This window comes from Nonomuraea typhae (genome assembly GCF_009760925.1).
Lineage (GTDB): Bacteria > Actinomycetota > Actinomycetes > Streptosporangiales > Streptosporangiaceae > Nonomuraea > Nonomuraea typhae.
The window spans coordinates 1284889-1310486 of record NZ_VRLV01000001.1 but is presented as its reverse complement, the minus strand read 5'-3'; the positions used below and the strand labels follow the sequence as shown (position 1 = coordinate 1310486).

The following is a 25598-nucleotide window of genomic DNA, read 5'->3' as shown; positions in this document are numbered from 1 at the left end:
AGGTGACACCGGTGGCAGGAAGCTGTCAGCGTCCCGTGGCGGGCTGACCGGCGCCGATCAGGGCGTCGTCCACCGCGTCCGGCGACAGGACGTGGTCCAGGACCATGACGGCGCAGCCCGTGATGCCCGCGCCCGCGCCCAGCCGGCTGGCCTCGATGCGCAGCGTGCGGGTGGCCAGCGCGGTCGAACGCCGGTAGACGACCTCGCGGATGCTGGAGACCAGCGGCCCGAACGTCTCGGCCACGTCCCCGCCCAGGACCAGGACGGACGGGTTGAGGATGTTGACCGCCCCGGCCAGCACCTCGCCGATGCGCCGCCCGGCCTCGCGCACGGTCGCCATCGTCTCGGCGTCGCCGGCGCGCACGAGCGCGGTGACGTCCTCGATGCGCTTGACGTCCTTGCCCGCCGCGCGCAGGTCGCGCAGGAGCGCGGTGCCGCTGGCGACGGAGTCGACGCAGTCGATGTTGCCGCACCGGCAGAGCACGCCGCCGCCGTCCCTGACCGGGATGTGGCCGATCTCCCCCGCGGCGCCGAGCGCGCCGCGCAGGATGCCGCCGCCGGAGATGATCCCGGCGCCGATCCGCGTGGAGACCTTGACGAACATCAGGTCGGCGACCTCGGGGTAGGCGCCCGCGTGCTCGCCGATGGCCAGCACGTTCACGTCGTTGTCCACCAGCACCGGCACGTCGAAGCGGGCCCGGATCAGCGGCGGGATGACCACGCCCGTCCAGGACGCCATGACGCGGGCGCTCTCGGTGCGCCCCTTGGCGAACTCCACGGTCGCCGGCACGCCCATGCCGACCCCGCGCACCCGCTCGCGCGGCGTGTCGCCGAGCAGCTCCTCCCAGGTGTCCATGAGCAGCGGCAGCACCACGTCGGGCCCCTGCTCGACGTCGATGTGGAAGCGCCGCCCGGCCAGCTCCCCGCCCGCGAGGTCGCAGACGGCCACCCGGGTACGGCTGGCGCCGAGCGCGGCCACCAGCACCACGCCGCCGGCGGCGTTGAACTCCAGCCTGACCGGCGGCCGCCCGCCGGTGGAGGGCGCGTCGGTGCGCTCCACGACGAGGCCGCGTTCGATCAGCTCGCCCACCCGCAGTTGCACGGCAGGCCGGGACAGGCCCGTGACCCGGCCGAGGTCCGCGCGCGTCACGGCCTCTCCGGTGCGGATGAGCCGCAGGATCTCGCCACTGGTGGCGAGTGTCGCGGCGGTACGTCGTGGCATCGACTTAGTGAATCACACCTGCTTAAGTCATGAACAGTCCTGACTTTCTTATCTCAAATAGCAAAAGCCTGCTTGTGTTAGACCCAAACTCTGGCTAATGTCCGTTCTGTCCTTGCTTGGCTGATCATCGGAGCCTGTCTCGTGTCCCCCCTCTCGTCTCCCGCCGCCGTCCACGCCGCCGATCTCGTCGTCTTCGGCGGCACCGGCGACCTGTCCATGCGCAAGCTGATCCCGGCGCTGTACCACAGCGACCGCGACGGCCGCCTGGCGCCCGAGACCCGCATCATCGCCATGTCCCGGGGCGGGCTGACCGACGCCGACTTCCGCGGCAAGGTGGACGCCGACGTCCGCGACCAGGTCCCCGCCGACGACCCGGCCGTCTGGCAGCGCTTCCTCGGCCGCCTGCACCACGTGTCCGTGGACGTCGGCGGATCCGACCGATCGGGCTGGTCGGCCCTGTCGCGGCTGCTGGCCGGGCACGAGCAGCGCGACCGCGTCTTCTACCTCGCCAGCCCGCCCATGACCTTCGGCCCGTTCTGCCGCGAGCTGGAGGCGGCCGGCCTGGTCACCCCGCACTCGCGCGTGGTCCTGGAGAAGCCGCTCGGCCGCGACCTGCCCAGCGCCCAGCGCATCAACGACGAGGTCGGCGCGATCTTCGACGAGCGCCAGATCTTCCGCATCGACCACTACCTCGGCAAGGAGACCGTGCAGAACCTGCTCGTGCTCCGCTTCGCCAACGCCTTCCTGGAGCCGATCTGGAACTCCCTCTGGATCGACCACGTGCAGATCACCGTCGCCGAGACCGTCGGCACCCCCGGCCGCCGCGGCTACTACGACCAGGCCGGCGCGCTGCGCGACATGGTCCAGAACCACCTGCTCCAGCTCCTCACCCTCACCGCGATGGAGCCTCCGGCCCGCAACGACCGCGAGGCCATCCGCGACGAGAAGGTCAAGGTCCTGCAGGCGCTGCGCCCCATCCAGGAGGCCAGCGAGGTCGACCGCTTCACCGTCCGCGGCCAGTACGTCGCAGAGGGCGCGATGGCCGGATACCTGGACGAGCCCGGCTCCACCCCGCCCACCCGGGACTCCGAGCGGGTCGAGACCTTCACCGCCATCCGCGCCGAGATCAAGAACTGGCGCTGGGCCGGCGTCCCCTTCTACCTGCGCACCGGCAAGCGCATGCCGCGCCGCGTCTCCGAGATCGTGGTGCAGTTCAAGGACGTGCCGCACTCCATCTACCCCGGCGGCTCCCCCAACCGGCTCGTGCTGCGCCTGCAGCCGGAAGAGGGCATCCAGCTGCACATCATGGCCAAGGAGCCCGGCGCCGGCGAGACCACGCTCAAGCCCGTCCCGCTCTCGCTCAGCTTCGGCGAGACCTTCACCACCCGCGTCCCCGAGGCATACGAGCGCCTCCTGTCGGACGTGCTGGGCGGCAACCCCACCCTGTTCATGCGCCGTGACGAGGTCGAGGCCGCCTGGCGCTGGATCGACCCGATCCTGGCCGCCTGGGAGGCATCTCCCGAACTGCCCGAGCCCTACCCCGCCGGCAGCCCCGGCCCGGCGGGCGCCCACGAACTGCTCGGCCGCAGCGGCCGGGCCTGGCACGAGGAGGCGTGATGACCAACCAGGAGATCCAGGCGATCACCGACCGGATCGCCGAGCGCAGCGCCGCCAGCCGTACCGCCTATCTGGCGCGCATCCGCCGCGACGGCGAGGCCGCCCGAGCCAAGGGACCCGCCCGCGCCCACCTCGGCTGCGCCAACCTCGCCCACGGCTTCGCCGCCGCGTCCTCTGCGGACAAGCCGCTTCTGCGCGGTACGGCCAAGCCCGGCGTGGCCATCGTCACCAGCTACAACGACATGCTCAGCGCCCACCAGCCGTACGAGACGTACCCGGCCGAGCTGAAGAAGGCCGTGCGCGCGGCCGGCGGCGTCGCCCAGGTCGCCGGCGGCGTGCCCGCCATGTGCGACGGCATCACCCAGGGGCGCGCCGGCATGGAGCTCTCGCTCTACAGCCGCGACGTGATCGCCATGTCCACGGCCATCGCGCTGTCGCACGACATGTTCGACGCCACGCTGCTGCTGGGCGTCTGCGACAAGATCGTGCCCGGCCTGTTCATCGGCGCCCTGCACTTCGGCCACCTGCCGGCGATCTTCGTGCCGGCCGGGCCCATGACCTCCGGGCTGCCGAACAAGGTGAAGGCGCGCACCCGGCAACTGTTCGCCGAGGGGCTCGTCGGCCGGGACGAACTGCTCGACGCCGAGGCCAAGTCCTACCACTCGCCCGGCACCTGCACCTTCTACGGCACCGCCAACTCCAACCAGGCGCTGATGGAGGTCATGGGCCTGCACCTGCCCGGCTCCACCTTCGTCAACCCGCACACCGAGCTGCGCCACGCCCTGACCGAGGCGGCCGGGCGCCGCGCGGTGGAGATCACGGCCCACGGGTCCGAGTACACCCCCATCGGGGAGCTCGTCGACGAGAAGGCGATCGTCAACGCCTGTGTGGCCCTGCTGGCCACGGGCGGGTCCACCAACCACACGCTGCACCTGGTCGCCATGGCGGCCGCCGCCGGGATCGTGCTGACCTGGGATGACCTGGCGTGCCTGTCCAAGGTCGTGCCGTCGCTGACCAAGATCTACCCCAACGGGCAGGCGGACGTGAACCACTTCCGCGACGCCGGGGGCATGCAGGTGCTCATCGGGGACCTGCTGGACAACGGGCTCCTCCACGGCGACGTGCTCACCGTGGCCGGGCGCGGGCTGGACCACTACCGCTCCGCGCCGGCGCTCAAGGAAGGGGCGCTCGTCTGGGAGGAGCGGACCTCGGGCAGCGCCGACCTGGACGTGCTGCGGCCCGTCACCGCGCCGTTCTCCGCGGACGGCGGGATTCACATGGTCGAGGGGAACCTCGGGTGCGCCGTGAGCAAGGTGTCCGCCGTGAAGCCCGAGCACCTGGTGATCGAGGCGCCGGCCAAGGTCTTCGACGACCAGCTCGACCTGCTGGCCGCCTTCGAGGCCGGGGACCTGGACGGGCAGGACTTCGTCGCCGTCATCCGCTACCAGGGGCCTTCGGCCAACGGCATGCCCGAGCTCCACAAGCTGACCCCGCCTCTGGCCGTGCTGCTGGACCGGGGGCAGCGGGTGGCCATCGTGACCGACGGGCGCATGTCCGGGGCGTCGGGGAAGGTGCCGGCCGCCATCCACCTCTCGCCGGAGGCGGCGGACGGGGGTCCGATCGCGCTGGTGCGCGAGGGGGACGTCATCCGGCTGGACTCCGCGGCCGGGACGCTCGAGGTGCTGGCCGATCTGTCCGGGCGCGAGCCTCAGGGGCAGGCGCTGAGCGATGCCGAGTGGGTGGGGACCGGGCGTGAGCTCTTCGCCGCCTTCCGGCGGATGGCGGGGGCGGCCGAGTTCGGCGGGGGGGTGTTCGGGGTCAGCGGGGCCGAGGAGGCCGAGCACGGGCCGGGGCTGGGGTTCGCGGCACCGGCCGGGGCCGCGCACTCGGAGGCTACGCCGTCGCGGCTGAAGGCCTGGAAGAGCACACCCACCACATCCCCACCGCCCCAGGAGGACGAACCTCCCCCGGGACCGCAGGCCCGGGCGTGAGCGGGACCGCGGTGCCGGGTGCGGAGCCGGCCAGTGAGTGAGCTGCCCTGGCTGGTCGCCGACGTCGGCGGCACCAATGCCAGGTTCGGGCTGGTCACCGCGCCCGGCGAGGCTCCCTCGCAGGTCGCGGTGCTGGCCGGAGCCGAGTACGCGAGCCTTCCGGATGCCGTAGCCGCCTATCTCGCGGATCACGCGGGCGGAGTGCGGCCGGGGGCGGCGTGTGTGGCCGTGGCGGGGCCCATCGGCGGCGACGCCTACGAGCTGACGAACCTGCCATGGGCCGGATCGATCAGTGCGCTCGGCCTGCCGTACGCGACGTTGCTGAACGACTTCGAGGCCCTGGCCGTGTCCCTGCCGCACCTGGCGGGGAACGACCTGGTCTGGCTGGGCGGGCCGCCGCCGTGCGACGGGATCAAGGCGGTGCTCGGGCCGGGCACCGGGCTCGGGGTGGCCGGGCTGGTGCCCGGTGACCAGGGGTGGATTCCGGTGCCGGGCGAGGGCGGGCACGTCAGCGTGCCGGTGTACGACGAGCGCGAGCAGGAGATCGTCTCGGCCCTGCGAGCCCAGGGGCTGCGGCACGTCGAGGCGGAGCACGTGCTGTCCGGGCCGGGCCTGACCAGGCTGCACCGGGCCCTCGCCCTGGTCAACGGCGTCGCGGGCGCGGAGACGCTGACCGCCTCGGAGATCGTCGCCCGGGAGGACGACCCGCTGTGCGCCGAGACGATCGAGGTGTTCTGCGCGATGCTGGGGACGTTCGCCGGCAATGTCGCCCTCACCCTCGGCGCCCGGGGCGGCGTCTACATCGGCGGCGGCGTCCTCCCCCGTATCGTGGAACGCGTGCGGGCCAGCGCCTTCCGCCGGCGGTTCGAGGCCAGCCCCAGCATGTCCGGCTACCTGTCAACGATCGCCACCGCGCTGATCACCGCCCCGCAGCCCGCGCTGACCGGCGCGGCGGCCTGGCTGACCCAGCAGCTTTCGAGGAGAAGTGTCTATGAGCCTGCTTGATCTCGCCCCTGTCGTGCCGGTCGTGGTGATCGAGGACGCCGCCACCGCCGTCCCCCTGGCGCGGGCGCTCGTGGCGGGCGGTCTGCCGGTCATCGAGGTCACGTTGCGTACGGCTGCCGCCCTGGAGTCGATCGCCCGGATCGCGGACGAGGTGCCGGATGCCGTGATCGGCGCCGGAACCGTCCGCACCCCTGCCGACATCTCCGCATCCGTGAAGGCGGGCGCCAGGTTCCTGGTCTCACCGGGCACCACTCCCGCCCTGGCCGACGCCTTGACTGGCGCCGGCGTGCCCTTCCTGCCCGGCGCGGCGACCGCCTCAGAGGCGATGGCCCTGGCCGAGCGGGGCATCGGGGAACTCAAGTTCTTCCCCGCCGAGGCCGCGGGCGGCCTGCCGTACCTGAAGAGCCTGGCCGGCCCCCTCCCGGACGTCCGCTTCTGCCCGACGGGCGGCATCAAGCCCGCGACGGCCCCGGACTACCTGGCCTTGCCGAACGTCGGTTGCGTGGGCGGCACCTGGCTCACCCCTGCCGACGCCCTGGCCACCGGCGACTGGGCCCGCGTGGAGAAACTCGCCGCCGAAGCCGCCGCCCTCCGCCCCCGCTAGCCCCGGGCTCGCCTCGATCCGCCGGTCCGTCTCACTCTCCCGGTCCGGGTCAGCGGAGGCGGGCCAGGGAGGCGGCGATGGCCTGGGCGGCGCCCCGGACGGAGATGCCCAGGCGGGCCAAGGGCAGGGCGGCGGCGGGGCCGGCTACCGAGACGGACATGACGACCTTGCCCGCGGCGTCGAAGACCGGGGCCGCCACGCAGGCGACGCCGTCGGCGAACTCCTCCTGCGCGTAGGCGACGCCGTAGTGGCGGACGCGGGCCAGTTCGCGGTCCAGGCCGGTCAGGCTGGTGATGGTGCGGCGGGTCAGGCGGGGTGGGCTGCCCTGGTCGGCGAGGGTGTGGCGGAGGGCGGGGTCGTAGGCGAGCAGGGTTTTGCCTATCGCGGTGCAGTGCAGCGGGGCGCGGTCGACGCCGTCGGAGGGCGAGGCGACCCTGTTGTGGCCGTAGACGCGTTCGACGTACTCGGCTTCCAGGCCCGACAGCACGGCGAGGTTCACGGTCTGGCGGGTGGTTTCGTAGAGGTAGAGAAGGTACGGCAGGACGGCGCGGCGGGTGCCCGGGATGCGGCCGCGGGAGTCCCCGAGGCGGGCCAGGAGGTCGCCGGCCAGGTAGTCGGTGCCTGCGCGCTTGGCCAGCGAGCGGGCGCACAGGACCGCCAGGATGCGGTGGGCGGTGGACTTGGGCAGGCCGGTGTTGCGGCACAGCTGCGACAGGCTGATCGGCTGCGCGGCGGCGCTGAGGGAGAAGAGGATGTCGATCCCCTTCTCGAGGCTGCCCGGCTGGGCCGCCTCCGGTGCGCGGCGATATTGCACGATCGAGTTCCCGGGCATCTCCACCATCCCTATCCCTCACCAAGGAGAAGGAAAGGCTTCCCCCGAGCTTGCGATCCTTGGTCTCCGGTTTACCCGATGCGGGGATCAAGCACACCGCTCTTGCTAACGATTGTGAAACCTTCTGACCTGGCCGTTTGAGGCTGAATCGGCGGGGAAGGGCGTGATTTATCCCCCAGTTGAGGGCTGGTGTCGCCCATGCCCATACCGTTTCCGTTCCTTGGCCGTGACCTGGCGGTGGATCTCGGCACCGCCAACACGCTCGTCTACGTCCGAGACCGCGGCATCGTGCTCGACGAGCCGTCCGTCGTGGCGATCAACACTCGCACCGACAAGATCGTCGCCGTCGGCGGCGACGCCAAGCAGATGATCGGCCGGACCCCCGGCTACATCGTCGCCATCCGTCCCCTCAGAGACGGCGTGATCACGGACCTGGAGATCGCCGAGCGCATGCTGCGGTACTTCATCCAGAAAGTCCATCGCCGCCGTTACATCGTCCGCCCGCGCGTGGTGGTCGCCGTGCCCAGCGGCACCACCGGGGTCGAGCAGCGTGCCGTCAAGGAGGCGTGCTACGAGGCCGGGGCGCGGCAGGTCTTCCTCATCGAGGAACCCATGGCCGCCGCCATCGGCGCCGGTCTGCCCGTGCACGAACCGGCCGGCAGCATGGTCGTCGACGTCGGCGGCGGCACCACCGAGGTGGCCGTCATCTCGCTCGGCGGCATCGTCAGCTCCACGTCCATCCGCGTGGGCGGCGACGAACTCGACCAGGCGATCATCGCCCACACCAAGAAGGAACACTCCCTGCTGCTCGGCGAACGCACCGCGGAACAGCTCAAGATGGACATCGGCTCCGCCTGCCCCGACGGGGAGGACCCGGTAGCCGAGATCCGCGGCCGCGACCTGGTCAGCGGCCTGCCCAAGACGGTGCAGGTGAGCTCGGCCGAGATCCGCGACGCCCTGACCGAACCCGTCAGTGCCATCGTGGACGCCGTCCAGACCACCCTTGACCAGTGCCCGCCCGAACTGTCCGGCGATCTCATGGACTGCGGCATCGCCCTGACCGGCGGCGGCGCCAAGCTCCACGGCCTCGGCCAGCGCCTCTCCCAGGCGACCGGGATGCCGATCAAGCTCGTGGAGAACCCGTTGCAGTCCGTGGTGCTCGGCTCCGGGCGATGCGTGGAGCAGTTCGGGCGCCTGAAGGACACCTTCGTACCGGAAACCCGCCGCTGACCCGGAAGGAGGCGACCACGGATGCGCGCCGGGGCCGCGCTGGAACGACCCGCCTCAGACGGGGCGGACGTGCATGGGGGTGCCGCCTGGACAGGCGCCCTGACCGATAGCCAGTCACCGGACGAGGCCGTCACTCCCCTCCGGGGGGTGGGCACATGAGACGAGGCGGGCACGGGCGACTGGTGGTGGGTGCGCTGGTGCTGGCCGCCATCCTGCTGATCGCCGCCGACCGGCAACAGGCGCTGCAGCCTCTGCTCACGGCGGGCGCGGCGGTGGCCGGGCCGGTGGAGAGGGCGGTGGCCGGCCTGACCTCCGGCGGGAACGAGCGGATCCGGGCCCTGGAGCAGGAGAATGCCCGGCTCAAGGCCGAGTTGTGGACCCGATCCGCCCAGCCGGGCACCCCGCCCGGCATCCCCGCCACGCACCCGACGCTCGAGGGCGTGCGGTTCGTGGCGGCTCAGGTGATCGCGTACGGCGGGCAGCAGGGCCTGTCCGGCACGGTCACCATCGACACGGGCACGGCCGCCGGCGTACGCCCCGACCTCACCGTCGTCAACGGCGACGGCCTCGTGGGCCGGGTCGTGGCCGCCGGTCCGGATACGGCGACCGTGCTGCTGGCCACGGATGCCACGTCGGTGATCGGCGCACGGCTGGCCGGCGCCGGCGAGGTGGGCACGGTGACGGGCGGCGGCAAGCCGGGCGGGCTGCTCGAGCTGAGCCTGCTGGATTCCGCGGCCGGCGTCGCGCCGGGGCAGCGGGTGGTGACGTTCGGCTCGCGGCGGATGGTGCCGTTCGCCCCGGGCGTGCCGATCGGGACGGTCGTCAGTGTGGGCCCGGCCACGGATCCGCTGACCCGTACGGCGCTGGTGCGCCCGGCCGCCCGGCTGACCGCGCTCGACGCGGTGGCGGTGGTGATTCCGCCATGAGCACGGCGATGTCCCCGTACGGCGGCGCCCGCGCGTGGGCGGCGGTCGTGCCGGCGCCCCTCCTCCAGGTGACCTTGGTCAACCGCGTCACGCTGCCCGGCCAGGTGACCCCGGATCTCACGCTCCTGTGCGTCCTGGCCCTGGCCCGCCTCCGGGGCCCGGTGGAGGGTGCGGTGGCGGGGTTCGTGAGCGGGCTCCTCCTGGACCTCATCCCCCCGGCCGCGCATCCCGTGGGGCGTACCGCCCTGGCGCTGTGCGTGGCCGGGTACGCGGGCGGCCACCTGCGCAGGCTGCCGGCGGCGCTGGGGCTGCCGCTCGGGGTCGTGGCGGGCGTGGTGGTGGCGGCGGGGGTGCACGCGGCGCTCGGCGATCCGCGCGCGGACGGCCCCGCGCTGATGCATGTGCTGCCGCTGGCCGCGGCCTACGGGGTGGCGGCCATGCCGATTGTCTGGTTCCCGCTCCGGTGGAAGGCGCGTGATGCGTTCCCGGCTGCTCGTCCTGCACGTGCTGATCGTCTCCTTGTCGCTCATCCTCCTCATCCGGCTGTGGGACGTGCAGGTGCGCCACGGCGACGACTACGCCAGGGCCGCCGCCGAAGATCACGTCAGGCAGGTGGTCGTGCCCCAGGTCCGTGGCGAGATTCTCGATGATCGCGGACGGCCGCTGGTGCGCAACCGGACGGTGCTGGCCGTCACGGTCGACCATGTGGCGCTGACCCGGCGGCACGACGGCGGGCGGGCCGTGCTGAAGCGGCTGGCGGCCGTGCTGGACGTCCCGGCCGCGCGGCTGACCGAGCTGGTGCGCCTGTGTACGGCCGGCGTCGGGCGGCCGTGCTGGCCCGGCTCGCCGTACCAGCCGATTCCCGTCGCGACGGACGTGAGCACGCGGGCGGCGCTGCAGATCGCCGAGCGGCCGGAGCTGTTCCCGGGGGTGAGCGCGGAGCCGGTGCCGGTGCGCGAGCACCCGAACGGTGAGCTGGCGGCGCACGCGCTCGGGTACGTGGCGCCGTCCGGCGAGGGTGATCCGGCGTCCGGGATCGGGCTGGCGGGGCGTGAGGGGCTGGAGGCATGGTACGACGCGGACCTGCGCGGGCGGCCCGGGCGGCGTGAGGTGGTGGTGGACACGACGGGGCAGGTGGTCAGGACCGTGTCGGAGACGGCGCCCGGGGCCGGTCACGACCTGGTGACCAGCATCGACGCCAAGGTTCAGGGGGTCGCGGAGCAGGCGTTGCGGCGGGCGATCGAGGGCGCGCGCGAGCAGCGGCTGCCCGCGGACTCCGGGGCGGCCGTGGTGATGGACGTGCGCGACGGGCGGGTCGTTGCGCTGGCGTCGTATCCCGGCTATGACCCGAACGTGTGGTCGGAGGGCATCTCGTCCAGGGAGTACCGGGAGCTGCGGGGCCGGTTACAGCCGAAGGCGATCCAGGGGCAGTGGGCGCCGGGTTCGACGTGGAAGGTCACGTCGGCGGCCGCGGCGGTGCGGGCCGGGTACGGGCTGAACCGGATCTACGGGTGCCCCGGGTCGTTCCAGGTGGGGGCGCGGGCCTTCAGGAACTTCCGCGGGATCGGGCTGGGCAGCATGCCGCTCAGCCGGGCGCTGACCGCATCCTGCGACACGATCTTCTATCGGTTCGCCTATGAGATGTGGCTCAAGGACGGCGGGACGAAGCCGGTCAGACGTCCGAAGGATCCGATGCAGAAGATGGCGGCGGCGTTCGGGTTCGGCAAGCGGACCGGGATCGACCTGCCGGGCGAGGCCGCCGGGCGGCTGCCGTCGCGGAGCTGGAAGCGGGCGTTCTGGAAGGAGACGAAGGGACAGGCCTGCCGTACGGCGAAACTGGCGAAGTCGGCCTACGTCCGGGCGATCGCCCGCGAGACCTGCCGGGACGGGTACACGTGGTGGGCGGGTGACGCGGCCAACTTCTCGATCGGGCAGGGAGACGTCCTGGTGACGCCGCTTCAGCTGGCCCGGGCGTATGCGGCGCTGGCCAACGGCGGCAGGCTCTACACGCCGCGGGTGGGGAAGGCGGTGGTGCGGGCCGACGGCAGCGTGGTGCGCCGGATCAAGCCCAAGCTCACCGGGCGGCTGCCGGTGCCCGACCGCGTTCTGGCCTACATCCGCGCGGCGCTGGCCGAGGTGCCCAAGAGCGGGACGGCGGCCGGGGCGTTCGCCGGGTTCCCGCTGGACCGGCTGCCGGTGGCGGGCAAGACGGGGACGGCGGAGGCGTACGGCAAGAAGGACACCTCCTGGTTCGCCTCCTTCGCCCCTGCGGGCAGGCCCCGGTACGCCGTCGTGGTGGTCGTCTCCCAGGGCGGCACCGGCGCCGGGGCCGCCGCCCCCGCGGTCCGGGAGATCTGGTCGGGCATGTACGGACTTGAAGGGAAAAAGGCCGCGCTGGGCGAAAAATCAGCGCTGGACGGAAAGGCGGCACGGGGAGAGAAGGCCAAACTGGGCGGAAGATCCACGGAGGCCGCCCCATGAAGGCCCGCCGCCCCTTCAGAGCCCCGCGCCTCGACTGGATCCTGGCCGCCGCGGCCCTCGCCCTGTGCGGCACCGGCGCGCTCCTCGTCTGGTCCGCCACCGAGTCCCGTCTCCTCGACTCCGGCGACGACCCGCTCACCTACCTCAACCGCCAGCTCCTCAACATCGCCGCCGGCGTCGCCGCCATGATCGTCCTCACCCTCACCGGCCACCGCACCCTCCGGGCCTACACACCGTGGGCCTACCTGGCCGCCTGCCTGGCCCTGGCGGCCGTGCTCACCCCGCTGGGCCGTACCGTCAACGGCGCCCAGGCGTGGCTCGGCCTCGGACCCCTGCAGGTGCAGCCGTCGGAACCCGCGAAGCTGGCGCTGGTCCTGGCCCTGGCCGCGGTCCTGGCCGAGCGCGGGGACGGCGAGCGCCGCCCGACCTGGCGGCAGGTCCTGCCGGCCCTGGCCCTGGCGGCGCCGCCGGGGCTGCTCATCCTGCTCCAGCCGGACATGGGCACGCTGCTGATCCTGGGCGCCGTGGTCCTGGGCGCGCTGTTCGCCGCCGGGGTGGCGCTGCGCTGGCCGGCCGCCCTGCTCGTGACCGCCGCGGCGGCGGGCGCGGCCGCGTGGTTCCTGGGCCTTCTGCAGCCCCACCAGGTCAGCCGCCTGATCGCCTTCGCCGAGCCGGGCGCCGACCCGCTCGGCGCCGGGTACACGGCCAAGGAGGCGCTGGTCACGGTCGGCTCCGGCGGCACGTTCGGCAGGGGCCTGTTCAACGGCGACCAGACCGCCGGGCGGTTCGTGCCCGAGCAGCACACCGACTTCGTCTTCACCGTGGCCGGGGAGGAGCTCGGGTTCCTGGGCTCGGCGCTGATCGTGGCGCTGCTGGCGGTGGTGTTCTGGCGCGGGTTGCGCATCGCGGGGCGGGCGGACTCCCACGGGTCGGTGACCGCGGCGGCGGTGGTGTGCTGGCTGGCCGTGCAGACGTTCGTGAACGTCGGGATGGCGCTCGGGCTGGCGCCGGTGATCGGCGTGCCGCTGCCCCTGGTCTCGTACGGCGGGTCGGCCACGGTGGCGACGCTGGCCGCGATCGGTGTCCTGCAGTCCATCCATCGCGGCACGCAACGCCTCTGACCTGCGGTTTTCCCAGACGGAACGCATACGGGAATTACCCATCCGGCGTTCCGTGTGCCGAAACGGATGATTGCCCCATCGAGGCAGTAGGATTCCCATCGATGGTATGAGTACCACAAGCCGGGCCGTCGCCGATTGGATGCGGCGCCGGGAACTCACCACCGTCTTCTGCGGTCCGGGAGCCTCCGGCGTCTTCCCCGGCGACGTCCGCCGCATCCTCGCCCTCCAGGAGGCGGTCGCCGTCGCCATGGCCGGCGGCTACGCCTCCGTCACCGGCCGCCCCGCCCTCGTCGACCTATGCGCCGAGACGCCCGGCGCGCTGGGGGCCGTCCAGGGCGCCGCCGCCGGCCGTACCCCGCTCATCCTGACGGCGGGGCCGCGGCTGCGTGCGATGCTCACCATGGACGCCCTGTTCACGGCCGCGCCACGACGCCCGCCCGTCAAATGGTCCTGCGAACCCCGGCCGCAGGACGTGCCCGACGCCCTCGAATGGGCCTACCACCTCGCCCTCGCCCCGCCCCGCGGCCCCGTCTGCCTGGCCCTGCCCGGCCCGGACACGATCGCCGCGGACGCCGTGCCACCGCTCCGCCCCATGGCCGCCGCGGCCGCCCCCGACCCGATCGCGCTGGGCCTCCTGGCCGAACGGCTCGACCGCGCACACTCCCCCGTGCTCGTCGTCGGCGCCGACGTGGACGCATCGGGCGGCTGGGCGGCCGCGGTCGAACTCGCGGAGCGGTGCGCGCTGCCGGTCTGGGAGGCGCCGCCGGCCAGCCGCGTCTCCTTCCCGCAGAGCCATCCGCACTACCGCGGCGCCCTGCTGCCCGACGCCGAGCCCGCCGCCCGCCAGCTCGCCGGCCACGACCTGGTCGTCGTCGCGGGCGCGCCACCGCCGCCGCTGCCGGACGGCGCGGAGGCGGTCCTGCTCACCTGCGACCCGGCCGACGCGCCCTTCGGGCACGTGATCTGCGGTGACGTACGGCAGGCGCTGGCCGCCCTGGCCGAGCTGACCAAGGTCAGGGAGGAACCCCTGCCCGGCGCCTGGCCCGCTCCCTCCCCCGCGCCCCCGGGCCGCCGCCCGATGAGCCCCGTCACCGCCCTGGCCGCGCTGGCCGAGGGGGCGCCGCCGGAGACGATCTGGGTCAGCGAATCCCCGTCGATCCGGCCCGCCTTCCACGACCAGATCAGGATCGACCGCCCCGGCTCGTTCCTGTGCGCCGCCGACGGCGGCCCCGGCCACGGGCTGCCCGCCGCCGTCGGGGCCCAGCTCGGCCGGCCGTACCGGCCCGTCGTCGCCGTCATCGGCGACGGCTCCCTGCACCACGCCGTCACCGCGCTGTGGAGCGCGGCCGCCTATCGGGTGCCGGTCACCGTCGTGGTGCTCACCGACCGCGAGCACGCGATGATGCGCTGGTTCCGCCACCTCGACGGGCCCGGGCTCGACGTCGACGTCCGCGCCGTCGCCAAGGGGTACGGCCTGGCCGCCTGCCACGTGGAGTCCGGCCGGGCGCTGACCGCCGCCGTCCGCATCGCCACCGCCTCCGATCTGCCCATGCTCATCGAAGTCCCCGTGAGCGGCCCCTGAGCTCACGCCCCGCGCCACAGCAGGCCGTCCGCGACCGGCCTGATTCCCGGCGCTCGCGCCGCCCGCCCACACATCCCGGGGCGGCGCGAGCGCGCTCGAAGCCCGCGTGCCCCCTATGGCACGACGGGGCCCGGCGGCGCCCGGTCCACGTGGCACGTGTCCGAGGCGCGCTTCCACGCCCGTCCCGGACGCCGCCGGCGTCACGTACGCAGAAAGGATGTGATCACCATGAAGTCCGGCCCGGGCGTCAGCTGGGCCCTCCTGTGAAAGGCCGCCGCCTCCGGAGGGTCCTTCGCGGGCTCTCCGGAGCACGCCTGCGACGTGCGAAGACGCCGAGCGCAACGCTTGATCGCCCCCGAGCCGTTAGAGTCTTGGGAGAAATGGCATGCCGGGCGGAGGATCGGTCGGTTTGAGACGGCGGGATGACGACGGCGAAAGGGCGGAGAGGGTGGCACAGCGCGGTCCGCTGACCCCCGAAGACCCGTCCGAGATCGGCCCGTACGAGCTGGTCAAACGCCTTGGCTCGGGCGGCATGGGGACCGTCTACCTGGCCAAGGCGCCCGACGGCGCCAAGGTGGCGCTGAAGGCGATCCGCCGCGACTTCGCCGCCGACCCGGTCTACCGGGCGCGCTTCCACGAAGAGGTGTCCAACGCCCGTAAGGTCGCCTCCTTCTGCACCGCCCGCGTCCTCGACCACGGCGAGCACGACGGCCTGCTCTACCTCGTCACCGAGTACATCGCCGGCGTGTCCCTGGAGGACCACCTCATCGAGCACGGCGCGCTGGAGCCGTCGGTCCTGCACGCCGCCGCCGTGGGCGTGGCCGCGGCGCTGACCGCCATCCACGCCGCCGGGCTGGTCCACCGCGACCTCAAGCCGGCCAACGTCATGCTCACCCTCGCCGGTCCGCGCGTGATCGACTTCGGATTGGCCCGTTCCACCAACGTCAACTCCCGCCACACCAACGCCGGGATGGTGATGGGCACCCCCGGCTGGATCGCGCCCGAGCAGGTCTTCGAAGGCCGCACCAGCCCCGCCGGCGACGTCTTCGCCTGGGGCTCCCTGATCGCCTACGCCGGGCTCGGCGGGCACCCGTTCGGCGAGGGCGACGCCTACGTGATGGCCGCCAGGGCCCGCACCGCCCCGCCCGACCTGCGCGGCCTGCCCGCGCCCCTCGACCGGCTGGTGGCCGCCGCCATCCACCCCGACCCGGCTCGCCGGCCCGCCTCCAAGCAGCTCCTGCTCGAACTGGTGGGCGCCGCCGACGAACCGGCCGCCACCCGTCACCTGACCTCGATGTGGGACCCGGCCGTCGCCCAGCCGCCGTTCCCGCCCGGCCCTCCGCGCGGCGGTCCCGGCCCCGCGGGGCGGCCGCACCACGGCGCTCCGGCCATGCCCGGCCCACCCCCCGGTACGGCGGGCCGCCCGCCCGCGGGCGCACCCGACCGGCGATCCCCGGATCCGCGATCCGCTCCCCGGGGGCCCCGGCCCGGTCAGCCCGGCTCCCGGCCGGGCCCGCCCGGTCCCGATCCCCGGCTGGCGCAGACCGGCACCGGTCACCTGCCGCAGCCGCCCCATCCAGGTCCCCGGGCCGCGGGCCGCAACCCGGAGATGACCGGGCCGCCGCCGCCCGGCCGCCCGGGGCCGGAGACGACCGGCTCCGTGCCGCCCGGACGACCGAGCCCCGACATGACGGGACCGGTGCCACCCGGACGACCAGGTCCTGACATGTCGCCTGGGCGCCGGAGTCCTGACATGACGGGACCTGTGCCACCCGGACCCCCAGGTCCTGACATGTCGCCCGGACGCCGGAGTCCTGACATGACGGGACCTGTGCCACCCGGACGACCGGAGATGACGGGACCGGTGCCGCCCGGACTGCCGGAGATGACCGGGCCTCTGCCGCACGGCCGCCCCGGCGCGGGCAGGCCGCCTCGGCAGTCCGCCACCGGCCAGGGCCCGCTCCCGCCCGGGGGCGGCTTCGCCGTACCGCAGAAGCGGCGGGGCGCGGCCGGGTGCCTGATCGCGGCGGTGGTCGTCCTGGTGGTGATCGCGCTGTTCATCACCGCGATGGCCTGGCTGTTCAGGGGCCCGTCGGCGGCCGGTGAGGGCGCGCCGGTGCAGGACGGGACGTTGCGCTTCACCGTCACCGCCACCAAGTGCCCCAAACCCGCCAAGTCCGCGCAGATGCGGCAGTGCCGCCTGTCCGTGCAGGTGAACAACGTCGGGCCGGAAGCCAGGGTGCTCTACCCGGGGCAGCAGAAGCTCGTCGACCAGAACGACGCCCTGCACGGCGCGTCCCGGCTGCTGGACAAGGACGGCAAGGAGATCACTCCGTTCCGCGTCGAGCCGGGCGCGTCGTTCACCGGCGTGCTGGAGTTCGAGCTGCCCAAGACCGCTCGCGCGGAGGGTGTGGAGCTGCACGACTCCGGGCTGAGCCGGGGTGTGCGGGTGGATCTCAGCACCACGCGTTGATCAGCCCGGCCAGCTCGCGCGGGCGGGTGAAGAAGACGCTGTGCCCGCCCTCCAGCCGCAGCCGGGTGACGGGCGCGCGCAGCCGGGCGGCGTGCCGCCGCTGGGCGCCGGGGGTGACGGCCCGGTCCCGGGTGGTGTGCACGTAGGCCAGCCGTACCCCGTCGGGAACGCGGTGCCGTACCGGAGCCTCGAGGACGCGGGTGGGCTCGGAGGTCAGGTTGTCCAGCACGAGGCGGGCGTCGGCGGGCGGCAGGTCGTGGCAGAGCAGGAGCCGGGCGACGGGGCGCGGCATGACGAGTTGCCCGTCGCGGCCGACGCCGAGCCGTTCCCGCAGCCGGTCCAAAGGGCGGGGCAGCATGCCGAAGTACGACTGGCCGTCGCGCGGGATCACCGCGGCCACGAACATGACCCCGGCGACACCGCCGCCCGACAGGGTGTGAAGCGCGGTCAGGCCCGCCAGCGAGTGGGCGACGAGCACGGGCGCCCGCATGCCGGTCCGGCCGATCGCCTCCCGGACGGCGTCCGCCCACGCGTCCAGGGTGGCGTCCGCGCGCGGCAGGTCGGGCGCGATCGCGGGCAGCGCCAGCCGGGGCAGAACCCGGGACCAGCACCAGGAGCCGTGCATGCCGCCGTGCAGCAGGACGACGCCGTCGGCCGTCACAGCGTGTGCTCGATGCCGTCGAGGGCGAGGGCGAGCTTCCCGGCGAACCATTCCTCGTGCCCGTCTCCGGACGCCGTGGTGATGATCTCCCGCACCCGGGGGTCGAAGTGCTCCGCCCAGGCGCGTGGCGCCGCCCGGTCCTCGCCCAGGGCTCCGGCCAGCATGAAGTCCCGCGACAGCACGGTGGTGCAGGCCAGGTCCAGGACGAAGTCGACGGCCAGCGTGGCCTTCGCCGGGGCGAAGCCGTACCCCATGAGCTCGAGGCAGAGGCGGTTGAACGCGATGATCAGCTCGTCGTTGGCCAGGAGGCGGCGGCCGGCGGCGAGGATGAGGCCCGGATGATCGGTGAGGATGCGCCAGACGGTCCAGGCGGCGCGCTCGAGGTGATCGCGCCAGCCGGTGCCGCCGGCGGGCCAGTCGGCGGTCCTGATCAGCAGGGACACCCCGGTGTCGATGAGGTCGTCGAGGCCGCCGATGTGCCGGTACAGGCTCGCCTGGTTGACGCCGAGGCGCTGCGCGACGGCGGCCACGCTCAGGCCGGTGAAGCCGTGCTCGACGACGGCCCTGGCCACGGCCTCGGGGTCGATCACCCGGGGCCGTCCGCCGCGCTTGTTTCCCTGCATGGATTCAGTATCCAGGTTTTGCGAATGCCGTTGCAAAACTCGCGCACCCACTCCTACACTCCCTGTTTGGTAAGGCTTACCTAAGTTTAGGAGTGCCATGGCGCGGCTGCGTGTCCTCTATCTCAGCGTTTTCATCATGTTTCTCGGCCAGCAGACCCTGAATCCGCTCATCGCCCCGCTCGCCCGCGAGGTCGGCCTGGAGGAGTGGCAGGTCGGCGTCATCATCAGCACCGCCGCCGTGGTCGTCGTCCTGACCAGCCAGTTCTGGGGCCGCAAATCCACCCAGTGGGGGCGCAAGCCGGTCCTGGCCGGCGCACTCGCCGGGGCGGCGCTGGCCATGCTGGCCTTCGCCGTACTCGCCCAGCTCGGCATCGCCGCCGTCCTGGGCGGCGGGGTGCTGTTCGGGTTGTTCGTGCTCACCCGGGGCGTGCTGTTCGGCGCCGCCTTCGCCGCGGTCCCGCCCACGGCCTCGGCGTACGTCGCGGACGCCACCGGCAACGAACGCGACCGGCTGGCCGGCATGGCCGCGATCGGCGCCGCCCAGGGCATCGCGATGATCGCCGGGGCCGCCGTGGGCGGGCTCCTCGGCGGGCTCGGGATGCTGGCGCCGCTCTACGTCGTGCCGCTCCTGCTCGGCATCGGCGCCGTGATCGTGCTGGCGCTGGTCAAGCCGCAGGACCCACGGGAACTGGTGACGGCGCCGCCGCGGGTCAACCCGTTCGACCGGCGCGTGTGGCCGTTCCTGCTGGCCGGGTTCGGGATCTTCACCTCGCTCGGGTTCGTGCAGATCCTCGTCGGCTTCCTCCTCCAGGACCGCAACGGCCTGCCCGCCACCGCGACCGCCACCGCCACGGGCGGCACCATGCTGGCCGCCGGGATCGGCATGCTCCTCGCCCAGGTGGTCGTCGTGCCCAGGACGTCGTGGCCCGCCAGGAAGCTCATGCGCGTGGGGGCGGTGGTCGCGCTGGCCGGGCTGGCGCTGCTGGTGCCCGACCTGGGGATCCCGGTGTTCGTCGCGGCCGTGTTCGTGACCGGGCTGGGGCTGGGGCTGGCCATCCCCGGGTACTCGGCGGGGCCCACGTTCGCGATGACCAAGGAGGAACAGGGCGGGCTGGCCGGGGTGGTGGCCGCCAACAACGCGCTCACCTTCGTCCTCGCGCCTGTGCTGGCCACCGGGTTGTACGAGCTGTCGCCCCTGGCTCCGCTGGTCATCGCCGTGGTCATCATGGGGCTGGTGCTGGTCCTGCTGTTCGTCCACCCGCTGCTGCGCGCCGCGGAGCCGGTGCGGCTGGAGGATCCGGCGGGCACCATCGGATGACCCGAGGGTTAGCCCGGGGCGGCGACCGGGCGACTGGCACCGGGAGGGCGACTGGATGCGGGCGCCAGCCGACACCACCGGGTGACCGGCGGAACTGGGAAAGGACACCCCGCAGAGACGTCAGCCGGCAGTACCACGAGACCCCCCGGCCAAGTCGCCACCAGAACCCCTGGCCAAGTCGCCGCCAGAACCACCGGCCAAGTCGCCACCAGAACCGCTGGACGAACTACCGCGAGACCCGGTGGGCGCGCTGCCGTGAGACCGATGGGCGCTGCCGTGAGGGCACAGGACACGAACCGGACGCTCCGCCGAGGGGCCAGCCCTGCCGAGAGACCCGCCCGACACGGAGCAGGACACCCCACGCAGCACGGACCAGGATGCCCTCGCCCGGCACCAGGACGCCCTTACCCGGCACGTCCTCGCCCGACATGCACCGGAACGTCCTCGCCCGGGACAGACCAGGACGCCCTCCCCCGACGCCGAGCAGGATGTCCTCGCCCGACGCCGAGCAGGATGTCCTCGCCCGACACGCACCGGTATGCCCACTGCAGAGGAGCAGGCCGACGCTGCTCAGGGACTCACCCCACCCGATGGCCGGAGGCGCTCTGGATCAGGCTTCTGGCACGCTCCGCCGTACCAGCGGAAGACCTCAGCCGTCAGGGGAACGCCTCACTGAGCGGCACCGGAGCTCCAGGCCCAGGCGGCGATGCCCACGCGGTTGGCCGCGCCTACCTTGCGCTGGATGTTGGCCAAGTGTGTTTTGACCGTGCCGGGGCTGATGAACAATTCGCTGGCGATGTCCGCGTTGGTCCTGCCGTGTGCCACTAGGACGGCGATTTCACGCTCGCGGTCGGTGAGCGCCTCGTGGGACGGGGTCGCGTCGGGGGCCGGGCTGCGCAGGTGCCGGAGAAGCCGTACGGTGACCTGCGGACTGATCAGGGTGTCACCCGCCATGGCCGCTCGGATGGCCTCGATGAGCAGCGTCGGCCCCGAACGCTTCAGCAGGAACCCGGCGGCCCCGTTGCGCAGCGCCGTATGCACATAGTCATCCAGGTCGAACGTCGTCACCACGATCACCCGCGTCTCCCCCGCCAGCAGCCGGGTGACCTCCAGCCCGTCAAGCCCGGGCATGCGGATGTCGGCCAGAACCACATCCGGCTTCACATGCCTGGCCAGCTCAACCGCCCGCTCCCCGTCCGCCGCCTCGCCGACCACGGTCATATCCGGCTGCGAGTCGAGAATGAGCCGAAACCCGATCCGCACGTCGTCCTGGTCATCCGCAATCAGGATCCGCGTGCTCACAACCCCGGCCTCCCCATCAGTTCCGCCCTCACGACTCCAACCCCTCCATCACACCCGAGCTCACAACCCCAACCCTGTCATCACGCCCATCCCCACGATCCCGGGCCTTGACCGCACTCACCCCAGGCCCCGGGCCTTGATCGCATCTGCCCCAGCCTCATCACATCCGTTCACACGGTCCCGGCCCTCGATCACGCCCGCGCTCCGTCCGGGCTCCCGCGCATCCGCCCAATCCCCCCTCAATCACGTCCCTCCACGGAGACCTCGCCCTCAGGTCACACGCCCACATACCAGCCTTGTCATGCGTCTGGTCTCACCGTCCCGCCCCCCGAGTACACCGTCCGCACAACCCGGACACCGCAGTGCAACCGCAGTCCGGACACCGCATTACAAGCGCCCGTACAACCCGGACACACCATCACCCGGTCCACCCGTCCCGGCCCCGTCAACGCCCTCTCTCCTGCCGGATCACCCCTCATGCCGGGATCACCGCCGTCAACCTCCAACCCTCCCGATACGGCCCCGCCTCCAGCGACCCGCCGGTGGCGGCCAGGAGTTCGCCGAGCCCTGCCAGCCCGAATCCACCCTTCCGGCCCGGTGCGCCCCTCTGCCCGTCGGTACGGCCGGTCGCCCCGTCGTTCTCCACCTGGACGGTCACCTCCTCCCCTTCGGCGGCAACGCGCACGGACACCGCGCTCGCTCGCGGCGCATGTCTTCGTACGTTGGTCAGCGCCTCGCTCACCACCCGATACGCCGTCGCGGAAGCCTCCCTCGACACCCCATCCGTCTCGACGTCGAAGCTCACCGCGACCGCGGGCGGAAACCCCTCGGCCAGGTCCGCCACCCGCTCCAGCCCGGGAGTGGGCGCCCGGCCGGGGTCGTTCAGCATGTGCACCGTGCGGTCGAGCGAGGCAAGGGCGCGGTGACCGCCCTCCTCGATGCGCCGCAGGGCGTCGGCCACGTGCTCGGGCAGCCCCGGCACCAGCCGGGCCGCCTGCGCCTGGACGAGCATGCCGCTCACGTCGTGGGCGACGAAGTCGTGCAGGTCGCGGGCGAGGCCGAGCCGTTGGTCCTGGACGGCCGCCGCCACCGCGTGCACGCGGATCCGGTCGAGCCAGCGCAGATATAGGCCCGCGCCGGCCGCCGCCACTGCCGGAAGCGCCCAGGTGGCGCATCCGCCCAGGGCTACGGGCCAGGGAGCGTTCCACACCTGCCTGAGAAGGACGGTCGCCACCGCCAGCCCGGGCACCACGGCCGCCACGGGGCGGCGCCGGGCGGCCACGTGCGTCAGCGCCAGCAGCGCCGGCACCTCCACGAACACCCACCCGGTCCCGGACAGCAGGGATTCCCCGGCTCCCTGGACACCGCCCGGCGGGCCCGAGCCCCACCCGGATTCCGGCGTGCCGGAGGGCTGGCCGAGGTGAGTGTCGCTCTGGGAGGCCGCGCTCTGAGAGGCCGCGCTCCAGGCCACGGAGGCGGCGGTCGCGGCGATCGAGACGCACCCGGCCACCAGCGCGGCGGTCTCGGGAGTCGGCCAGGCGGCGCCCAAGGTCCGCCTGGCCGGCACCCGGGCAGGCGCATGGCCAGGCTCTGCGCGCGCTCTCAACCGGTCGGCCGAGAACGCGCGCCCTGACAAGGCCGTCACCACCGCTATGACGGCGACCAGGGCTGGGATCACGTGCATGCCATGACTTTAGAGGTCCCGCCGAGCTGCGGGGATCTGCCGAACGGTGGATATGAGGCGGCTGCGGCCGTACCAGGATCCGTCGATCGGCAGATGGGCCGCCCGGCCGTTCATTGGAAGGCTTGAGGCCATGAACGAGATGACGACGGCAGCACGCTGGCCGCGCCTGGCCACGTGGGGAGCGGCCGCGTGGTCGCTGGGTTATGGCGCGCTCGGCCTCTTCTGGGCGTACGGCGGAGCGGGCTTCCCCTTCGGCGAAGGCGACATCCCGGATGCCCGGGCCGAGTCGTTCCTGGGCACCGCCACGGCCGCGGGCACGGGTCCGGTGATCGCGTCCCTGGGTGCCGCCGGCGCGCTGGTGGCCGTGGCCATGACACGCCGATGGCCGCACCGGACACCACAGAATCCCGGCACACGCCCGGGAGCACAGCCTGAGGCACCTCGAAGCTGGGCAGCACAGGGCACGGCAGTCGCGGGCACAGCCGCCCACGGCACTACCCGACGCGGGGCTACGGAACAAGCCACGGGTCCGGGCACGGCCGCGAAGGGCGCCGCCGCCCGGCTTGGCATGGAGTACAGCCTGGCGGCGGTCGAGGACGCACCCACTTCAGGTGGAGCAGCGGAAACCAGAGCCACCTACAACAGAGCGGCATCCAGCAGAGTGGCAGCCGACACGGAAAAGCACGACAGGGCAGCACCTGACACAGCGGCACCCGACGGAGCGAAGCACGACGGGACAGCACCCAACACAGCGGCACCCGACGGAGCGAAGCACGACAGGGCAGCACCCAACACAGCGGCACCCCACGAAGGGAAGTACGACGGAGCGGCACCCGACACAGCGAAGCAGGACGGTGCGGCATCCGACGGAGCGAGGAAGGTTGGAGCAGGGCACAACGGGCTGGCGCGGGTGGTCAGGGGGGTGGTGGTGGCGTTTGCTTGGGTTGCGGCGTTTGTGCTGGTGGCGCTGATACCCGATGCCCGGATCATGACAGCCGTCGGTTATGCGCCCATCTTCCTGGTCGGGCTGCCGTTCGGGTGGCCGGATGCCAACTACTTCGAACTGGCCTTTCCCTGGCCGGTGGTCAACATGCTTCTGTGCGCCGGGGGCGGTGTTCTGTGGGCGGGTGCGGCGTTGGCGTTCCAGCGGCGGACGGCCGGGGCGTGCGAGAGCTGCGGCAGGACTCATGGTCGTTCGGGGGTATGGGTGGGCAGGGCCGCACGGTGGGGGACGTGGGCCGCGTATGTCGGCTTCGTGGTGCCGCTGTTCTACTCGGTGGTCCGGTGGGCCTGGGCGCTCGGGGTTCCGCTGTTGTTCTCGGAGGAGGGCGTCAAGTGGCTGCATGAGACCGGGATGGCTTGGGCTGGGGCGGGGCTGGCGACGTTCGGTGCGCTGGGCGGCGTGCTGACGCTTGGGCTGGCCCGGCCTTGGGGACGGATCTGGCCGCGGTGGGTTCCCGTGCTGGCGGGGCGGGCGGTGAACCCGCGGCTGCCGGTCACGCTGGGGGCCCTGGTCACGGGGGTGCTGGCGTCGGCGGGCATGGTGGCGATCCGGATCACCGACTGGACGGACCCTCAGGCGTGGCTGACCAGCCCGATGGCGTACTGGCCGCTCTGGGCGGCCGCGCTCGGGATGGCTACTCTGGGCTACTATTTCCGGACTCGGCCTGGGTGCCGAAGGTGTGAGAATGAGCGGCAAGCAGTGCCGGCTCGGTGATCGGCGCCTCGTGAGTGCCCTCTACTGTGCACGCGTGCGCCCCGGCCAACGCCCCCAGTTGGACCGACGTGGCCAACAGCCCCGACTCGGCCATTCCGCCCGATCGCCCCACCTGAGCCATCCCGCCCAACCGCCCCACCTGAGCCATCCCGCCCAACCGTCGCGCCGGGGTCATCCCGTCCGACGGCCCCGGCTGAGCCGATGCACCCGACTGCCCCGACGAAGCGAATGGTTCCGGTTGGACCGACGGCGCCGACTGCCCCTCCTGGACCGACTGCCCTTCTTGAACCGACTGATCTTCCTGAACCGACGAAGTCTCTTGGGCCGACAATGTCTCCTGGAGCGACGAAGCCGACGACACCGAGGGGACTGACGACGCCGCTGGCCGCAGCTGGACCGATGTGGCCGGCGGGAGGCCTCGCAGTCTGCCGTACAGGAAGCCGGAGACGAAGGCGTCGCCCGCTCCGTTCGTGTCGGTGATCGGTCCGGGCAGTGGGGCGGCGGGGAAGGTGCGCAGGTGGCCGTCTCGCTCCAGCACCAGGCAGCCGTCGGCGCCACGCGTGCACACGACCGTCGTCGCGCGGCCCCTGGTCAGGATCATGCGCATGGTGGCGGCGGGGTCGGGCAGCGCGGCGGCCGAGAGGAAGACGAGGTCGGCCTGGTAGGCGAAGTCCTCGTGGTAGGAGTTGACGCCGTCCCAGTCGTGCAGGTCGGTGGAGGTGGGGACACCCTGCAGCGTGGCGAAGAGCTTGCGGCTGAAGTCGGTGATCGACAGGTGGGCGTGGCGGGGGCGCACGGTGGCGTACAGGTTCGCGGGCAGTTCCTCGCCGGGGGTTGCTCTGGGGTCGAACAGCGAGCTGCGGCGGCCGTCCGGGCCCACGAGCAGGACGCTGCGGCGCGTGCCTGCCACGGCGGTGCCGTACGAGCAGTCGATCCCGCTCAGCGCTCGGCGGACCAGCTCGCCCTGCGGGTCGTCGCCGATCAGGTCCACGAACTTCGTGCGCAGGCCCAGCGCCGCGCAGCCCAGCGCGACCCCGGCGCCGGTGTTGCCGATCCGGTCGATGACCGGCGGCACGGTGTGGGTGTCGGCGTACGGCAGGGGCAGCGCCGGCACGTAGACGGTGGTGTCCACGCCGGCGCCGCCGACTACGAGGATGTCGTGTGTGGCCATCGGTTCTCCATGGGCTGCAACCGGTCAAGGACCGTGCT

Annotated in this window: 19 protein-coding genes and 1 pseudogene; 13 read left to right on the top strand and 7 right to left on the bottom strand. The window is 72.9% G+C overall.

The annotated features are described in order from the left end of the window. Positions 1-25 precede the first annotated feature (25 nt). Entirely contained in the window at positions 26-1222 is a 1197-nt protein-coding gene (locus FVE25_RS06055) for an ROK family transcriptional regulator (protein ID WP_157245334.1), read from the bottom strand. Positions 1223-1363: 141 nt separating this feature from the next. On the opposite strand from FVE25_RS06055, the gene zwf reads away from it, so the two are divergent. Genes zwf through eda form a run of 4 tightly spaced genes read left to right on the top strand, consistent with a single transcriptional unit; the run spans position 1364 to position 6439 of the window. Then, positions 1364-2839: a glucose-6-phosphate dehydrogenase gene (gene zwf, locus FVE25_RS06050; protein WP_157245333.1), complete on the top strand. Its 1476-nt coding sequence runs from the start codon at positions 1364-1366 to the stop codon at positions 2837-2839. Then, a complete protein-coding gene (edd, locus tag FVE25_RS06045; protein ID WP_157245332.1) occupies positions 2839-4830 on the top strand; it encodes a phosphogluconate dehydratase in 1992 nt (663 codons plus the stop codon). Before zwf ends, edd begins: the two co-directional genes overlap by 1 nt. Before the next feature lie 33 nt (positions 4831-4863). After that, positions 4864-5835, top strand: a complete 972-nt coding sequence (glk, locus tag FVE25_RS06040; protein ID WP_246266652.1) for a glucokinase — start codon at positions 4864-4866, stop codon at positions 5833-5835. Continuing rightward, positions 5822-6439, top strand: a complete 618-nt coding sequence (gene eda, locus FVE25_RS06035; RefSeq protein WP_157245330.1) for a bifunctional 4-hydroxy-2-oxoglutarate aldolase/2-dehydro-3-deoxy-phosphogluconate aldolase — start codon at positions 5822-5824, stop codon at positions 6437-6439. Before glk ends, eda begins: the two co-directional genes overlap by 14 nt. Before the next feature lie 49 nt (positions 6440-6488). Here the strand turns inward: eda and FVE25_RS06030 are convergent, their stop codons facing one another. Beyond that, a complete protein-coding gene (locus FVE25_RS06030) occupies positions 6489-7271 on the bottom strand; it encodes an IclR family transcriptional regulator (RefSeq protein WP_181019459.1) in 783 nt (260 codons plus the stop codon). A gap of 198 nt (positions 7272-7469) precedes the next feature. On the opposite strand from FVE25_RS06030, the gene mreB reads away from it, so the two are divergent. The 7 genes and pseudogenes from mreB (at position 7470) to FVE25_RS05995 (ending at position 17084) form a co-directional block, all read left to right on the top strand. Further along, positions 7470-8501: a rod shape-determining protein gene (gene mreB / locus FVE25_RS06025; RefSeq protein WP_157245328.1), complete on the top strand. Its 1032-nt coding sequence runs from the start codon at positions 7470-7472 to the stop codon at positions 8499-8501. 155 nt (positions 8502-8656) lie between these two features. After that, a complete protein-coding gene (gene mreC, locus FVE25_RS06020) occupies positions 8657-9427 on the top strand; it encodes a rod shape-determining protein MreC (RefSeq protein ID WP_157245327.1) in 771 nt (256 codons plus the stop codon). Next, positions 9424-9744: pseudogene (gene mreD / locus FVE25_RS54985) on the top strand (rod shape-determining protein MreD); the annotation flags it as partial. The gene mreC and the pseudogene mreD, both read left to right, overlap by 4 nt. A 160-nt stretch (positions 9745-9904) precedes the next feature. Further along, a complete protein-coding gene (mrdA, locus tag FVE25_RS06010; RefSeq protein WP_157245542.1) occupies positions 9905-11908 on the top strand; it encodes a penicillin-binding protein 2 in 2004 nt (667 codons plus the stop codon). After that, positions 11905-13029 carry a rod shape-determining protein RodA gene (rodA, locus tag FVE25_RS06005; RefSeq protein ID WP_157245325.1) on the top strand — a complete coding sequence of 375 codons (1125 nt, stop codon included), beginning with the start codon at positions 11905-11907 and terminating at the stop codon, positions 13027-13029. Before mrdA ends, rodA begins: the two co-directional genes overlap by 4 nt. A 106-nt stretch (positions 13030-13135) precedes the next feature. Beyond that, the gene (locus tag FVE25_RS06000; RefSeq protein WP_157245324.1) at positions 13136-14611 is read left to right on the top strand and encodes a thiamine pyrophosphate-dependent enzyme; all 1476 of its coding nucleotides are present in this window, start codon (positions 13136-13138) and stop codon (positions 14609-14611) included. Between the two features lie 448 nt (positions 14612-15059). Beyond that, positions 15060-17084 carry a serine/threonine-protein kinase gene (locus FVE25_RS05995; RefSeq protein WP_181019458.1) on the top strand — a complete coding sequence of 675 codons (2025 nt, stop codon included), beginning with the start codon at positions 15060-15062 and terminating at the stop codon, positions 17082-17084. Here FVE25_RS05995 and FVE25_RS05990 read toward each other — a convergent pair. Then, positions 17068-17745, bottom strand: coding sequence for an alpha/beta fold hydrolase (locus FVE25_RS05990; protein WP_157245322.1), 678 nt, complete (start codon positions 17743-17745; stop codon positions 17068-17070). The two genes, FVE25_RS05995 and FVE25_RS05990, sit on opposite strands and share 17 nt — an antisense overlap. Beyond that, a complete protein-coding gene (locus tag FVE25_RS05985; RefSeq protein ID WP_157245321.1) occupies positions 17742-18368 on the bottom strand; it encodes a TetR/AcrR family transcriptional regulator in 627 nt (208 codons plus the stop codon). The genes FVE25_RS05990 and FVE25_RS05985 overlap by 4 nt, the downstream gene beginning before the upstream one ends. Before the next feature lie 97 nt (positions 18369-18465). On the opposite strand from FVE25_RS05985, the gene FVE25_RS05980 reads away from it, so the two are divergent. Continuing rightward, positions 18466-19686: an MFS transporter gene (locus tag FVE25_RS05980; protein ID WP_157245320.1), complete on the top strand. Its 1221-nt coding sequence runs from the start codon at positions 18466-18468 to the stop codon at positions 19684-19686. Positions 19687-20355: 669 nt separating this feature from the next. Here the strand turns inward: FVE25_RS05980 and FVE25_RS05975 are convergent. Continuing rightward, positions 20356-20988 (bottom strand): response regulator, encoded by a 633-nt coding sequence (locus FVE25_RS05975; RefSeq protein ID WP_157245319.1) that lies wholly within the window; start codon positions 20986-20988, stop codon positions 20356-20358. A 475-nt stretch (positions 20989-21463) separates the two neighbouring features. After that, complete coding sequence (locus tag FVE25_RS05970; RefSeq protein WP_157245318.1) at positions 21464-22672, bottom strand: sensor histidine kinase; 1209 nt, start codon at positions 22670-22672, stop codon at positions 21464-21466. Positions 22673-22802: 130 nt separating this feature from the next. Here FVE25_RS05970 and FVE25_RS53725 point away from each other — a divergent pair, with 130 nt between their 5' ends. Beyond that, positions 22803-24389, top strand: a complete 1587-nt coding sequence (locus FVE25_RS53725) for a hypothetical protein (RefSeq protein WP_181019457.1) — start codon at positions 22803-22805, stop codon at positions 24387-24389. Here the strand turns inward: FVE25_RS53725 and FVE25_RS54980 are convergent. After that, positions 24310-25560, bottom strand: coding sequence for a carbohydrate kinase family protein (locus tag FVE25_RS54980; RefSeq protein WP_246266650.1), 1251 nt, complete (start codon positions 25558-25560; stop codon positions 24310-24312). The two genes, FVE25_RS53725 and FVE25_RS54980, sit on opposite strands and share 80 nt — an antisense overlap. Between the last annotated feature and the right edge of the window lie 38 nt (positions 25561-25598).

What these genes read in the sequence shown, in the direction of transcription:
- FVE25_RS06055 (WP_157245334.1), bottom strand. Translation starts at nt 1,222, where the DNA reads ATGCCACGACGTACCGCCGCGACACTCGCCACCAGTGGCGAGATCCTG.
- edd (WP_157245332.1), top strand. Translation starts at nt 2,839, where the DNA reads ATGACCAACCAGGAGATCCAGGCGATCACCGACCGGATCGCCGAGCGC.
- eda (WP_157245330.1), top strand. Translation starts at nt 5,822, where the DNA reads ATGAGCCTGCTTGATCTCGCCCCTGTCGTGCCGGTCGTGGTGATCGAG.
- FVE25_RS06030 (WP_181019459.1), bottom strand. Translation starts at nt 7,271, where the DNA reads ATGCCCGGGAACTCGATCGTGCAATATCGCCGCGCACCGGAGGCGGCC.
- mreB (WP_157245328.1), top strand. Translation starts at nt 7,470, where the DNA reads ATGCCCATACCGTTTCCGTTCCTTGGCCGTGACCTGGCGGTGGATCTC.
- mreC (WP_157245327.1), top strand. Translation starts at nt 8,657, where the DNA reads ATGAGACGAGGCGGGCACGGGCGACTGGTGGTGGGTGCGCTGGTGCTG.
- mrdA (WP_157245542.1), top strand. Translation starts at nt 9,905, where the DNA reads ATGCGTTCCCGGCTGCTCGTCCTGCACGTGCTGATCGTCTCCTTGTCG.
- rodA (WP_157245325.1), top strand. Translation starts at nt 11,905, where the DNA reads ATGAAGGCCCGCCGCCCCTTCAGAGCCCCGCGCCTCGACTGGATCCTG.
- FVE25_RS06000 (WP_157245324.1), top strand. Translation starts at nt 13,136, where the DNA reads ATGAGTACCACAAGCCGGGCCGTCGCCGATTGGATGCGGCGCCGGGAA.
- FVE25_RS05985 (WP_157245321.1), bottom strand. Translation starts at nt 18,368, where the DNA reads ATGCAGGGAAACAAGCGCGGCGGACGGCCCCGGGTGATCGACCCCGAG.
- FVE25_RS05980 (WP_157245320.1), top strand. Translation starts at nt 18,466, where the DNA reads ATGGCGCGGCTGCGTGTCCTCTATCTCAGCGTTTTCATCATGTTTCTC.
- FVE25_RS05970 (WP_157245318.1), bottom strand. Translation starts at nt 22,672, where the DNA reads ATGCACGTGATCCCAGCCCTGGTCGCCGTCATAGCGGTGGTGACGGCC.
- FVE25_RS53725 (WP_181019457.1), top strand. Translation starts at nt 22,803, where the DNA reads ATGAACGAGATGACGACGGCAGCACGCTGGCCGCGCCTGGCCACGTGG.
- FVE25_RS54980 (WP_246266650.1), bottom strand. Translation starts at nt 25,560, where the DNA reads ATGGCCACACACGACATCCTCGTAGTCGGCGGCGCCGGCGTGGACACC.